At 67.6% G+C, this 12,866-nt stretch carries 11 protein-coding genes and 1 pseudogene; 9 read left to right on the forward strand and 3 right to left on the reverse strand.

Features of this window, described 5'->3' with window-relative positions:
- The 3 genes and pseudogenes from CFR72_RS18040 to purM all read right to left on the reverse strand — a co-directional run.
- Positions 1 to 123, reverse strand: a pseudogene (locus CFR72_RS18040) (IS5/IS1182 family transposase); the annotation flags it as partial.
- A gap of 133 nt (positions 124 to 256) precedes the next feature.
- Complete coding sequence (gene purN, locus CFR72_RS09275) at positions 257 to 883, reverse strand: phosphoribosylglycinamide formyltransferase (RefSeq protein ID WP_110913690.1); 627 nt, start codon at positions 881 to 883, stop codon at positions 257 to 259.
- 2 nt (positions 884 to 885) lie between these two features.
- Positions 886 to 2,004, reverse strand: a complete 1,119-nt coding sequence (gene purM, locus CFR72_RS09280; RefSeq protein WP_110913691.1) for a phosphoribosylformylglycinamidine cyclo-ligase — start codon at positions 2,002 to 2,004, stop codon at positions 886 to 888.
- A gap of 173 nt (positions 2,005 to 2,177) precedes the next feature.
- Between purM and CFR72_RS09285 the strand changes: the two genes are divergently transcribed.
- From CFR72_RS09285 to CFR72_RS09320, 9 genes are all read left to right on the forward strand, one after another.
- A complete protein-coding gene (locus CFR72_RS09285) occupies positions 2,178 to 2,951 on the forward strand; it encodes a P-loop NTPase family protein (protein WP_227744539.1) in 774 nt (257 codons plus the stop codon).
- Between the two features lie 278 nt (positions 2,952 to 3,229).
- Complete coding sequence (locus CFR72_RS09290; protein WP_227744541.1) at positions 3,230 to 5,368, forward strand: RNA degradosome polyphosphate kinase; 2,139 nt, start codon at positions 3,230 to 3,232, stop codon at positions 5,366 to 5,368.
- 80 nt (positions 5,369 to 5,448) lie between these two features.
- Entirely contained in the window at positions 5,449 to 6,936 is a 1,488-nt protein-coding gene (locus CFR72_RS09295) for a Ppx/GppA family phosphatase (protein ID WP_110913693.1), read from the forward strand.
- An 85-nt stretch (positions 6,937 to 7,021) separates the two neighbouring features.
- Positions 7,022 to 8,374, forward strand: coding sequence for an amidohydrolase family protein (locus tag CFR72_RS09300; protein ID WP_244182238.1), 1,353 nt, complete (start codon positions 7,022 to 7,024; stop codon positions 8,372 to 8,374).
- Between the two features lie 45 nt (positions 8,375 to 8,419).
- A complete protein-coding gene (locus CFR72_RS17205) occupies positions 8,420 to 8,617 on the forward strand; it encodes a hypothetical protein (RefSeq protein WP_146220700.1) in 198 nt (65 codons plus the stop codon).
- Positions 8,614 to 9,570 (forward strand): LysR family transcriptional regulator, encoded by a 957-nt coding sequence (locus CFR72_RS09305; RefSeq protein ID WP_110913694.1) that lies wholly within the window; start codon positions 8,614 to 8,616, stop codon positions 9,568 to 9,570. Before CFR72_RS17205 ends, CFR72_RS09305 begins: the two co-directional genes overlap by 4 nt.
- A 189-nt stretch (positions 9,571 to 9,759) precedes the next feature.
- Positions 9,760 to 11,226: an NAD(P)-binding domain-containing protein gene (locus CFR72_RS09310; protein ID WP_208629999.1), complete on the forward strand. Its 1,467-nt coding sequence runs from the start codon at positions 9,760 to 9,762 to the stop codon at positions 11,224 to 11,226.
- Positions 11,227 to 11,268: 42 nt separating this feature from the next.
- Positions 11,269 to 11,499, forward strand: a complete 231-nt coding sequence (locus tag CFR72_RS09315) for a DUF4089 domain-containing protein (RefSeq protein ID WP_110913695.1) — start codon at positions 11,269 to 11,271, stop codon at positions 11,497 to 11,499.
- Complete coding sequence (locus CFR72_RS09320) at positions 11,496 to 12,863, forward strand: AtzE family amidohydrolase (protein ID WP_110913696.1); 1,368 nt, start codon at positions 11,496 to 11,498, stop codon at positions 12,861 to 12,863. Before CFR72_RS09315 ends, CFR72_RS09320 begins: the two co-directional genes overlap by 4 nt.
- The last annotated feature ends 3 nt before the right edge of the window (positions 12,864 to 12,866 follow it).

Raw genomic sequence — 12,866 nt, forward strand, 5'->3', positions numbered from 1 at the left:
CCATAAGACTGCCTCGATGAAAAGACGGTTGTCCTGCCCGCTGCGCCCGCGATCTGTTTTCTTGCCAAGGCACAGCGGTTCCATTTTCGCCCATTGGGCATCTGTCAGTACGAAGCGATCCATACGGATTTTGAATCACATTTGGTGACTTTGAAAAAGTACAATTCCCAACAGACCCCAAAAAGCTTCAAGAGACGCCGCCTTTTTGGGAAAAAGGCGGCACTCGAAAACTTTTATTTGTTATCAACAGATTGTTTCAGACACACAACAGCGCGTCCGCTGTAGCTTCGGGCCGTGTGTCAGGCATCAGCACCCGGCGCAGCGCCGCCGGATACAGCAGGTGTTCCTGCGTCAGGATACGCGCGGCGAGGCTGTCGGGTGTATCACCATGCAGGACCGGCACCGCCGCCTGCCCGATGATCGGGCCTTCGTCCATCACCTCCGTGACCAGATGCACGGTGCATCCATGCAGCCGCACCCCGGCCTGCAACGCGCGTTCATGCGTGTGCAGGCCCGGGAAGGAGGGCAGCAGGCTGGGATGGATATTGAGCATCCGCCCCGCCCATGCCTGCGTCAGGAACGGCGTCAGCAGGCGCATGTATCCGGCAAGGCAGACGACCTCCACCCCCGCATCGCGCAGGGTGGCGTCGATCACGCGTTCATGCGCCGCGCGGTCGCGGCCGAAGGTGCGATGGTCGATCGCCTTCGTCGCAAGTCCCGCCGCCCGCGCGGTTTCCAGTCCCGGCGCGTCGGGGTTGTTGCTGATGACGATGGCGATGCGCGCCGGGTAATCCGCCGCCGCGCACGCCGCGATCAGCGCGCCCATGTTGCTGCCGCGCCCGCTGATGAGGATACCGATCGGGCGTTTCTTCGTGACCGTCATCCTCAGGCGCCCGCACCCGCCACACCGAAATCGGGCGACACCTTCATCTCCAGCGACGCCGGCGCGTCCGCGCTGTCGGCGGCCTCGATCCGGCCGATGACATGGGCGGCTTCCCCGGCATCGTGAAGGCGCTTCATCACGGTTTCGGGGTCACGGGTGACCAGCACCATGCCAAGGCCGCAGTTGAAGACGCGCAGCATTTCCTCCGTCGTGACCTGCCCGGTCTTCGCCAGCCAGTTGAACACGGGCGGGACGGGCCATGCGGCGTCGATCACGGCGCGCATGCCACGCGGCAGGACGCGCGGCAGGTTGCCCGGCAGGCCGCCGCCGGTGATGTGCGCCGCCGCCTGCAGCAGGCCCGCATGATGCAGGTTCAGCATCTGGTGGACATACAGCTTCGTCGGGGTCATCAGCGCCTGCGCCAGCGTCTGCCCCCCGGCAAAGGGGCACGGCGCGTCCCATGCCAGGCCGGAGCGCTTGACGATGGCGCGCACCAGCGAGAAGCCGTTGGAATGCACGCCCGCCGACGGCAGGCCGATCAGCGTGTCACCGGGGCGGATGTCGCGCGGCAGCAGGGCGGTGCGTTCAGCCGCCCCGACCGAGAACCCGGCAAGGTCATAATGGCCCGCGGCATACATGCCCGGCATTTCCGCCGTCTCCCCCCCCACGAGGGCACAGCCGGAACCGGAGCAGCCAGCGGCGATCCCGCGCACGACCTTGGCCGCGTCGTCCACCGACAGGTGGCCCGTTGCGAAATAATCAAGGAAGAAGAGCGGCGTCGCCCCCTGTACCACAAGGTCGTTCACGCACATCGCCACAAGGTCGATGCCCACCGTTTCATGCAGGCCGCTTTCGATCGCGATCATCAGCTTCGTGCCCACGCCATCGGTGCACGACACCAGCACCGGGTCGGTGAAGCCTGCCGCCTTCAGGTCGAACAGGGCGCCAAAGCCGCCAAGTCCCCCCATCGTGCCGGGACGGTCGGTTGCGCGCGCTGCGGGCTTGATCACCTCCACCAGCGCGTCGCCCGCGGCGATGTCCACGCCCGCGTCGCGATAGGTTGCGCCCGCGGTCGCGTCCGTGGCGTCGGTGGACAGGGGGGTGGAAGGGGTGGAGGTCATGCGCAAGGGCCTTCATCGTCAAACTATCGCTTCCCCGGACTCCCGCACGCAGGCTATGGAGGACGCGATGGATGCGACAGCATTGGGGTCAATACGGTCTTCGCGCTTCTTTACGTCAAGCCGGGGCCGCGCTCCAAGCGGTGGTTGGGTGCACGGGGCTGAAAACGGAGAAAATGCCGATCCGCGACACGATCGGGCAGCTTGTGTTGCCCTTTGCGCACATGCCACGCTTCACGCGCGCGGATTTCGTGGCCGCGCCGTCCAACGCGGTCGCGCGCGCATGGCTTCTTGGCCGCACGGCATGGCCCGACCGGCGGCTTGCCCTGTGGGGCGCGCGCGGATGTGGCAAGACGCACCTGCTGGAAATATGGGCGGCCGAGCATGATGCCGTACTGCTGTCGGGGCCGGACCTGACGCGCGCGGATGTCGCGCGCATCTTTGGCGCGGGACGCGGGTCGGGCATCGTGGCCATTGCGGTGGACGATGCCGAACGCTGCGGGGATGAACGCGCGGTGCTGCACCTGCTCAACGGCGCGCGCGAACATGGCATGGCCCTTGCCCTGAGTGGCCGCCGACCGCCCGCGCACTGGCCCGTCACATTGCCCGACCTTGGCAGCAGGCTGCGCGCGACCATGGCGGTGGAGGTGCGACAGCCCGAGGACATGCTGCTGCGTATCGTGCTGCTGCGCCTGCTGGCCGAACGCCAGATCGTCGTGGCCCCCGCCGTCGTGGACTGGCTGCTGCCGCGCCTGCCGCGCACGGCCGCGACCATGCTGGAGGTGGCGCGGCGGCTGGACCATGTGGCCCTTGCCACCGGGCGGGCGGTGACGCGCGCGATGGCGATCGCTGAACTGGGCGACCTGCTGGCGCATGACCCGGCCATGGCGGACATGGGGATGGACAGCGACCCGGATGCCGACGCCATCATGGTGGACGGGGCGGAATAGGCGCGCCCCCTCTGGTCAAGGTTCGGGCTGCTGGCCTAGTGTGGGTGGACCTGTCCTTCCGGCCATGCCCGTCCCCCGCACGCAGGCCCCCAATCGGGAGATCGAGTTCCTTGTCCAGACCTCCGCGCAAGTCAGCCTCCACCACCCCGGCGGCCGGGGATGGCAAAGACGCGCCGCGCCGTCCCGTGCGCCGGGCCCCGCGCGCCCGCACGCGCAAGGAGCCGCCCTCGCAGGCGCTGGTGGTGCATGAACAGGTTGCGGAAGCGCCATGCCCCGGCATGAATTCGCCCGAACGCTTCATCAACCGTGAACTGTCATGGCTGGACTTCAACCAGCGCGTGGTGGACGAGGCGGACAACCCGCGCAACCCGCTGCTGGAACGGGTGCGGTTCCTGTCCATCAGCGCCAGCAACCTTGACGAATTCTACTCCGTGCGTGTCGCGGGCCTTGTCGGACAGGTGCGCGAGGGGCTGATCGCGCCGTCGCCCGATGGCCTGACCCCGGCGCAGCAGCTTGTCGCGGTGCGCGAGCGTACCGCCCGCCTCCTGCATGAGCAGCAGCGCATCTGGCGCGACCTGCTGCATGAACTCTCCGGCGCGGGCATCGTGCTGTGTGACGAGGAGCAACTGGACACGGCGGAGCGCGAATGGCTCGACACCTGCTTCATGGAGCGGGTCTTCCCCGTGCTGACGCCGCTTGCGATCGACCCGGCCCATCCGCTGCCGTTCATTCCCAACATGGGAATCGCGCAGGCGCTGCGCCTGATGAACGCGCGCACCGGGCAGTTCGTGATGGAGGCGCTGATCCTGCTGCCCTCGCGCATCGAACGCTTCATCCGCATGCCCGATTCCCTGTCGCCGCCGGGACAGACGCGCTTCATCCTGCTCGAACGCCTGATCGTGATGTGCATCGGCCGCCTGTTCCCCGGCCTTGTCGCGGGCGAATGGGGCGTGATGCGCGTCGTGCGCGACACCGACGTGGAGTTCGAGGACGAGGCCGAGGACCTGGTCCGCTCGTATGAAAGCGCGCTGAAACGCCGGCGTCGCGGTGTGGTCATCCACCTCGATATCGAGGCGCGTATGCCCGAGGACCTTGCCCGGTCGATGGCGGCGTCCCTTGATGCCCCCCCGGACGAGGTGCTGGTGCAGTCGGGGCTGATCGGTGTCGTCGATCTCAAGCAGATGATCGTCGATGACCGGCCCGACCTCCTGTTCCCGCCCTATACGCCGCGTTTCCCCGAACGGATCATTGATTGCGGAGGCGACTGCTTTGCCGCGATCCGCGCGCGCGACATGATCGTGCACCACCCGTTCGAGAGTTTCGACGTGGTGGTGCAGTTCCTGCGGCAGGCGGCGCTGGACCCGGCGGTGGTGGCGATCAAGCAGACGCTGTACCGCACGTCGCGCGACAGCCCGATCGTCAAGGCCCTGATCGAGGCGGCGGAGGCGGGCAAGTCCGTCACCGCGATGGTCGAACTGCGCGCGCGTTTCGACGAGGAGGCGAACATCCGCCTTGCCCGCGCGCTGGAGGCGGCGGGCGTGCAGGTCGTGTTCGGCTTCTCCGACCTCAAGACCCATGCGAAGCTCAGCCTCGTCGTCCGGCGCGAGGGCGGGACGCTGCGCTCCTACGCGCATTTCGGGACCGGCAATTACCACCCGATCACGGCGCGCATCTATACCGACCTGTCGTTCTTTACCTGCGACCCGGAACTGGTGCGCGACTCGGCGCGGCTGTTCAATTACATGACCGGTTACGCCATGCCCGCGCGGATGGAGGCGATCGCCTTTTCCCCCGTGACCATCCGCTCCACCCTCAATGAACTGATCGATGCGGAAATCGAACATGTGAAGGCCGGGCGGCCGGGGCGCATCTGGCTCAAGATGAACTCCCTTGTCGATCCGGGGCTGATCGACCGGCTTTATGCCGCGTCATGCGCGGGGGTGCATATCATGGCGGTGGTGCGCGGCATCTGCTGCCTGCGTCCGGGTGTGCCGGGCCTTTCGGAAAACATCCGGGTGAAGTCGATCGTGGGCCGCTTCCTCGAACATGCGCGCATCTATGCCTTTGGCAACGGGCATCGCCTGCCGTCGCGCAAGGCGAAACTCTACATCTCCTCGGCCGACTGGATGGTGCGCAACATGGACTGGCGGGTGGAAAGCATGGTGCCCATGCGCGACCCGGCGGTGCATGACCGTGTGCTGAACCAGATCATGATGGCGGACCTGAAGGACAACCTCCAGTCATGGATATTGCAGCGAAATGGCGTATGGAGACGGCTGGAGCCGGGGCGTGCGCCATTTTCGGCCCACGAATATTTCATGGAACATCCCTCGGGTGGTGGACGTGCCCCCGGTGATGGCGGTATCCGCGTCAGCGCATCACAGCCGTGGCACACGGAGCAGAGTATTGAGGATTAAACCAAGGACAGCAGCGTCATGGCCGGCATGAAAGACATCCCTGGCGCACCGGCCCCCGCCACCATGGCCGGACCCCGGGCATGAGCGGCGCATCGGGGCAGGACCGTTCCGCCGTCATCGACCTGGGTTCCAATTCCGTGCGCCTGGTGGTGTTTGACGGGATTTCGCGCAACCCGGTGCCGATCTTCAACGAAAAGGTGGTCCTGCGCCTTGGCCGTGGCCTCAACGCGACGGGCCGCCTGAACGAGGAGGCGGTGCCGATGGCCATGGAGGTCATGGCCCGTTTCAACGCGATCGCGCGCGGCATGGATGCAAGCCCGTTCGAGGTGCTTGCCACGGCGGCGGTGCGTGATGCCACCAACGGGCCGGAATTCGTGGCCGGCCTGCGCGCGCGCCTGCCCGGCGTGCCGATCCACATCCTGTCGGGGGAGCAGGAGGCCGATTATTCCGCCACCGGCGTGCTGTGCGGGATTCCCGATGCCGACGGGCTTGTGGCCGATATCGGTGGCGGTTCGCTGGAACTGATCCGGCTGGTGGGGGGGCAGAAACTCAATGCCTGCACGCTGCCGCTTGGGGTCATCCGCCTCAATGACCGCGCGCAGGGCGACCTTGCGCAGGCGCGACAGGTCGTGGACACCGACCTGTCGCAGATCGGATGGCTGGATGATGTGCGGGGACGGTCGCTGTATCTGGTGGGCGGCGGGTTCCGCGCGCTGGCGCGCCTGCAGATCGCGCGCACGTCCTATCCGCTCAATATCGTCCACCTGTATGAACTTGGCGCGGAAGCCGCGCGGGAGATGGCGGACTGGATCATCGGTTCGTCGCGTCGGACGCTTGAACGCCTGCCGGGGGTGCCGCGCAAGCGGCTGGAGGATGCGCCCTTTGCCGCCACCGTGCTGCGTCGCCTGATCCGCCGGGTGCAGCCTGCGCGCCTGGTCTTCTGCGTCGATGGCCTGCGGGAGGGATGGTACATGCGCAAGGTCGCGGCCGCCGTGGCCGACATGGACCCGCAGGAGGCCGTGGCGCGGGAGATGTGTGGCCGCCTGGGCCGCAGCATGACGCTGCCGCTGCGCCTTGCGACATGGACCGCGCCGCTTTTCCCCGGGGAAGGCGATGTGGCCCGTCGCCTGCGCCATGCCGCGTGCTGGATGTCGGATGTCGGGTCGTATGACCATCCCGAATACCGGGCGGAGCAGACCTACCTGCGGATCCTGCGCATGCAGGGGGTGGGATTTTCGCACGAGGCGCGCGCCTTCCTCGCCCTGACGCTGGCGGTGCGCTATGGCGTGGACATGGCGACGTCATGCCTTGAACCGTCGCGCCTGCTGCTGGACGAGACGCAGTTCGCACGCGCACTGGTGCTGGGGCAGGCATTGCGCCTGGCCTACAGCGTCAGTGGCGGGACCGATGCGCTGCTGCGCGGGACGGAACTTGTGTTCGATGGGGACAGGCTGGTCCTGCGCTTTGCGTCGGGGCGGGCCGTGATTCAGGGCGAAAGCGTGCGGCGCAGGCTGGATCGGCTGGGCAGCAGCCTGTCGGTCGCCACCGGGATTGAGGAATGCGCCTGATTCCGGGACCGTACCGGAGGCAAACATTAAAAAGCTTCGAAGGACGCCGCCTTTTTGAAAAAAAACCGGCACCCGGAAACTTTTATTGGTTTATCAATCACTTATCCATGTCGGGGGTATGATGCTGCTGGTGCGTGGCGGGACGGTGGTCACGGCGGAGGCTTCGTTCAGGATCGACGTCCTGTGTGGCGACGATGGCGAAATCGCCGCCATCGGCCCGTCGCTGGAGATCCCGGCTGGCTGTGACGTGCTGGATGCGGGCGACCTACTGGTGATGCCCGGCGTGGTGGACCCGCATACCCGCATCGGCGCGGATGCACATCGCATGGGCAGTGTGGGAGCGGCATTGCTGGCGGCGGGAACGACCACCGTGATCGACTGCGTCGCCGCGCCACGCGGGCAGGGCCTGCGGGCGGCATGGCGGGACTGGCGGCAGGCCGCGCGCGGGGCAGGGGTCGATGTGTCCGCCCACATGGTGATCGGACACTGGGACGCGGATGTCGCGCGTGGCATGGCGGAGGTGACGCAGGCGTGCGGCGTGAACTCCTTTCGCCTGTCCTGCGGTGGGGCGATGGACGATACGCAGGTCATGGGCGTGATCGACCATGCGCTGGAACTGGGCGCGTTATGTGCGTTCGACGGCCATGGGGGGCAGGTCGCGGCCTACCTGCGCGCGGGCCTGCACCGCGCCGGGATCGAGGGGGCGGAGGCGCAGGCCCTGTCCTGTGCCCCCCCGATCGAGGGAAGCGGCATTGCGCGTGCCATCATGATGGCGGGCGTGCTGGGTGCGCCGGTCCATGTCGGGCCGGTCTCCACGCGCGACGCGGTGGACGCCATCGCCGCCGCGCGCCTGCGCGGGCAGCGCGTCAGTGCGGAGGTCCTGCCCCGGCATCTCGTGCTGGAGGGGGACGATGTGGACACATTGCCCTGCGATGACGGCCTGCCGCCGCTGCGCGATGGTGCGCAGCATGCGCCATTGTGGGGCGCGCTGGCGGCGGGCGTGCTGGGCATGAGTGCCAGCGGCGCGGGTGGGGATGGGACGGACGCCATGCCCGACCTTGCGGGGCGCATGGGGCTGTTGTGGCATCATGGGGTGTGTGCCGGTCGCCTGTCGGCGGAGGAATTCGTGGCCGTCACGTCGGCCAATGCGGCGCGCGCATTCAACATCCATCCCCGCAAGGGCGCGATCATGGTGGGGGCGGATGCCGACCTCCTGCTGTGGGATCCGCAGGCACCGGCGCGGGCGCTGTCCCCATGCCCGGGCGCGCCCATCGTGTCCGGCGCGGTCCGGCATGTGGTGCGTGGCGGTGCCGTGGCGTGGTCCGTGACACATCCATGCGTGGCGCGTGGGGGGCAGCATGTTGACCGGCCCTGTTTCGGGCGGGACCTTGCCGCGCGCATCCGGCGCAGGGCGCACCTTGCGATGCAGGGGGGATAGCACGGATCGTCTTTTGCCGGTGCACTCTCTGGCGGTGTCGCGGGAATGAAGTATCATCGCGGGGCATGTTCCGTACCGCCGTGTCCCCATGGGGGCGCGGCGGTGCCGGATGCGATGGATGCTGGGGTGGACCTTGATGGGAGATGGCGTGCGATGCGCGATGGTGGAACGATGGCGTCACGCCGCCATGGTGGTTGCGGGCATGGTGAGTCCGCCCGTCGCGCCGCAGGGGTGGCATCATGAGTGAACCCGTCCTGCGCACCCCGCGCATGATGCGCCTGCACGCGCGGGGGATTTCCTATTTCAACGCCGTGCGCGAATGCCGCTCCATCCGCGAGGCCGCGCGCCGCCTGAACGTCACGCCCTCCGCCCTGACCCGGCAGCTTGCGCAGATGGAGGCGGAGGTTGGCGCGCCGCTGTTCGACCGCCTGCCCGAAGGCATGGTCCTGACGGAGGTGGGGCGCATCATGGCGCGGCATATCGTGACCGTCATGCAGGACGCCGCCCGCACGGAGGAGCAGATCAACGCCCTGTCCGGCCGTCAGGACGGGCGGTTGCGGATCATGGCGGTGGAGGGCGTGACCGGGCAGCTCCTGCCGCCGCTGCTTGAACGGATCACGCGGATGTATCCGGCCGTGGACCTGAATGTGGAAATCGGCTCGCCCAAGAACATCGTCTCCGCCCTGCAGGATGGCAGCGTGGACCTTGGCATCGCGTTTTCACTGGCGCTGTATCCCGACCTGCGCCGTGTCGCGGTGGCGCATTTCCCGGTCGGCGCGGTGGTGCGGCCCGACCATCCCGTCGCCCACCTGCGCACAGTCACGATCGAGGAATGTGTCCGCCATCGCCTGATCCTGCCGACGCGCACCCTGTCGCTGTACCGTGTCATGGAACCGATGCTGCGCCCGTGGCACGAACACCTGCATGTCGTGCTGCATACGGGGTCCATCGAACTGACCAACCGCATGGTCGCCGCCGGCAGCGGCCTTGCGTTCCAGTCGCCCCTGGCGGTGGAGATGCAGGCCGGGCATGAACGCCTGTGCCATGTGCCGCTGCGCGATACGCGCGCGGTGACGGACCTTGGGGTTTATGTGCGGGAATCGCGCTGGCTGCCGCCATTGCTGGAAACGGTGATCGAGGAACTGCGCCAGGAACTGCGCCGCATTCAGGGCGTGGGGGACGAACAGGTCCTGTAAGCACCTGTCCGGGCCTGCTGTTCTGTTTTCGGAAACAGAATGGTCAAATCATTCTACTGGACGAAACAGATGCCTGCCTGATTACACTGGTTCCATCAACGGTGCGGTTGGGGGGACAGCCTGGCATGGCGTCGGGGGACGCCATGGCCGCTGCATCGGTAACGACGCGAATGACGGTGGGACAGGCAGATGACGATGCACGGACATGACGGCACGGACGCACGCGATGGTCTTGACGCGCTCGGCAGGGCCGTGCGCCGTGACCTTGGGGTCATTGGCTATCCCCGGCGCGAATGGGTGCCGCCGCGTTATCATGACGGGCGGCGCGTGCTGGATGTCGCGATCATCGGCGCGGGACAGGGCGGCCTTGCCACGGCCTTTGCGCTCAAGCGCGGCAGCATCGACAACGTGCAGGTGTTCGACCGTGCCCCGCGCGGGGGGGAGGGGCCATGGGTCACGTTCGCGCGCATGATTACCCTGCGCACGCCCAAATATGTCACCGGCCCCGACCTTGGCGTGCCCAGCCTGACGCCGCGTGCATGGTTCGAGGCGCGTTATGGCGTGCAGGCGTGGGAAAAGCTCGACAAGATCCCGCGCCAGGACTGGCAGGCCTATCTGGACTGGTATCGCGACATCCTCGACCTGCCGGTCGCCAATGACCATGCGTTCGAAGGGGTGACGTGGGAAGACGGCCTGCTGCGCCTGTCGTTTCGCACCGCGTCGGGGGAACAGCAGGTCCATTACGCGCGCAAGCTGGTGCTTGCGACCGGGATCGAGGGATGTGGCGAATGGCATGTGCCCGCCTTTATCCGCGACAGCCTGCCGCGCGACCGCTTCGCCCATACGTCCGAGTCCATTGATTTCGCCGCCCTGAAGGGCAGGCGCGTGGGCGTGCTGGGCGCGGGGGCTTCGGCCTTCGACAATGCCGCCACCGCGCTCGAGGCCGGGGCCGGGTCGGTCACGCTATGCCTACGCCGGCGGGAAATCCCCTCGATCAACCCGTACCGCTGGATGGAAAATACGGGCTTCCTCGCCTATTTCTGCGCGCTGGAGGACCGGCTTCGCTGGGGCTTCATGCGGCGCATCTTCGAACTGAACCAGCCACCGCCGCAGGACACGTTCTGGCGTTGCCGCAGGCATGCGAATTTCGCCTATCACACCGGATGCCCGTGGCAGGGCGTGTCCATGCGCGGGGACGAGATCGTGGTGCAGACCCCGAAGGGGGAGATGACGTTCGATTTCGTCATCATAGGCACCGGTTTCGCCGTGGACCTGTCGCGCCGTCCCGAAACCCGTTCGTTCGCGCATGCCGTGGCATTGTGGGGGGAGCGCTATACCCCGCCCGCGGGCGAGGAAAGCGAGGTGCTGGGCACCTATCCCTACCTTGGGGAGCGGTACCAGTTCGTCGCGCGCGACCCGGCCGACCCGCTGGCGCCGATGCTGGCGAACATCCACAACTTCACCTTCTCCGCCACGCCGAGCATGGGGCTGTCGGGTGCTTCCATCAGCGGCATGCGCTTCGGCGTCGAGCGCCTGGCGCAGGGCATCGGGCGCGACCTGTATGTCGCGGACGGTCAGGCCCACCTCGACAGCCTGCTGTCCTATGACACGCCCGAACTGATCAGCCTTGACCCCCCCGCATGTGATCCCGTCTAAAAGAAACCGGTAAACGACACAGAACTCCGGGAGACGAAGCGCATGAGCAGCCCCATGAATGACGATGCGGTGCCACCACCGATGCCGGTGGCGCAGGGCGGCGATGACATCTTTCCAGTGGTGCAGGCCGCGCGCTGCATCGGGCTTGCCGTCCCGCCGGCCTGCATGAACGACGTGGCCGCGAATGCCGCGCTGCTGCAGGGATATGCCGACCTGCTGAACGGGTTTGCCCTGCCAGATACGTGCGAACCGGCAGGGGAGTACACCCCGTGACGCAGGCCCACGACACGCGCCACCCCACCGGGGCGTTGCAGATCGCAAGTGACGTCCGCGCGGGACGGCGCAGCGCCGTTTCCGTCATTACCGGCGTCATCGCCGATATCGAGGCACGCGACACCCGTTTCAACAGCGTGACGCGCATCTTCGGCCCCGCCGCCGTGGCGCGCGCCGAACAGATCGACCAGCGCATCGCCCGGGGCGAGGATCCCGGCGTGCTGGCGGGCGTGCCGTTCGGGGTCAAGGACCTGTTCGACATCGCGGGCGAGGTGACGACGGCAGGCTCCATCGTCCTGCGTGGCAACCCGCCCGCGACGCACGATGCAACGGTCGTCGCGCGCCTTCAGGCGCAGGGCGCGATCGCGGTGGCCAGCCTGAACATGGACGAGTTCGCCTATGGCTTCTCCACGGAGAACGCGCATACCGGCACGACGCGCAACCCGCATGACACCGCCTGCCTTGCCGGTGGGTCGTCGGGCGGTTCGGCGGCGGCGGTGGCGGCGGGACTGATGCCGTTCACGCTGGGGTCGGACACCAATGGCTCCATCCGCCTGCCGGCCGCGCTGTGCGGTGTATGGGGGCTGAAGCCGACATTCGGCCGCATCCCGCGTGAAGGCGCCTATCCCTTTGCCGCCAGCCTTGATGTCGTGGGGCCGATGGCGGACACGGTGGAGGACCTGCGCGCCGTGTTCGCGGTCATGGATGGTCGCGCGCCCGAGGCGCTACCCGATGTCGCGTCGCTGCGGATCGCGCGGCTTGGCGGATGGTTCGCGCGCAATATCGATGCCGGTTTCGTTGCCGCCATTGACGAAGTGATGCGTCATCTGGGCAGCACGACGGTCATCGAACTGCCCGAGGCCGCGCGTGCGCGCGCCGCATCCTTCCTGATCACCGCGGCCGAGGGCGGCAGCCTGCACCTCGCTCGCCTGCGCCAGCGCGCGATGCAGTACGACCCCGCCACGCGCAGCCGCCTGATGGCGGGTGCGATGCTGCCGTCGGCCACCCTGGTGCAGGCGCAGCGCTTCCGTCGCTGGTTTCGTGCGCGCATCCATGAACTGTTCAGCCAGCATGACGTTCTGGTGGCACCCGCGACCGTGGGCCCCGCGCCGCGCATCGACCAGCCGACCATCATGGTCGAGGGGCGGGAGGTTCCGGCCCGCGCCAACCTTGGCCTGTTCACCCAGCCCATCAGCCTTGCGGGGGTGCCGGTGCTGTCGGCGCCGCTGGCGCATCCGTCGGGCCTGCCGCTGGGGCTGCAACTGATCGGTGCGCCGGGGGCGGAGGCCGCCCTGTTCGCCGTGGCCGGGGAACTGCAACGCGCGGGACTTGCCCGCTGCACACCGCTGACCACGGGGGGCTGACCG

This window comes from Gluconacetobacter entanii (genome assembly GCF_003206495.1).
In the GTDB taxonomy this organism is placed as follows: Bacteria; Pseudomonadota; Alphaproteobacteria; order Acetobacterales; family Acetobacteraceae; genus Novacetimonas; species Novacetimonas entanii.

What these genes read in the sequence shown, in the direction of transcription:
- purM (WP_110913691.1), bottom strand. Translation starts at nt 2,004, where the DNA reads ATGACCTCCACCCCTTCCACCCCCCTGTCCACCGACGCCACGGACGCG.
- purN (WP_110913690.1), bottom strand. Translation starts at nt 883, where the DNA reads ATGACGGTCACGAAGAAACGCCCGATCGGTATCCTCATCAGCGGGCGC.
- CFR72_RS09295 (WP_110913693.1), top strand. Translation starts at nt 5,449, where the DNA reads ATGAGCGGCGCATCGGGGCAGGACCGTTCCGCCGTCATCGACCTGGGT.
- CFR72_RS09315 (WP_110913695.1), top strand. Translation starts at nt 11,269, where the DNA reads ATGAGCAGCCCCATGAATGACGATGCGGTGCCACCACCGATGCCGGTG.
- CFR72_RS09305 (WP_110913694.1), top strand. Translation starts at nt 8,614, where the DNA reads ATGAGTGAACCCGTCCTGCGCACCCCGCGCATGATGCGCCTGCACGCG.
- CFR72_RS17205 (WP_146220700.1), top strand. Translation starts at nt 8,420, where the DNA reads ATGAAGTATCATCGCGGGGCATGTTCCGTACCGCCGTGTCCCCATGGG.
- CFR72_RS09290 (WP_227744541.1), top strand. Translation starts at nt 3,230, where the DNA reads ATGAATTCGCCCGAACGCTTCATCAACCGTGAACTGTCATGGCTGGAC.
- CFR72_RS09310 (WP_208629999.1), top strand. Translation starts at nt 9,760, where the DNA reads ATGACGATGCACGGACATGACGGCACGGACGCACGCGATGGTCTTGAC.
- CFR72_RS09285 (WP_227744539.1), top strand. Translation starts at nt 2,178, where the DNA reads ATGCCGATCCGCGACACGATCGGGCAGCTTGTGTTGCCCTTTGCGCAC.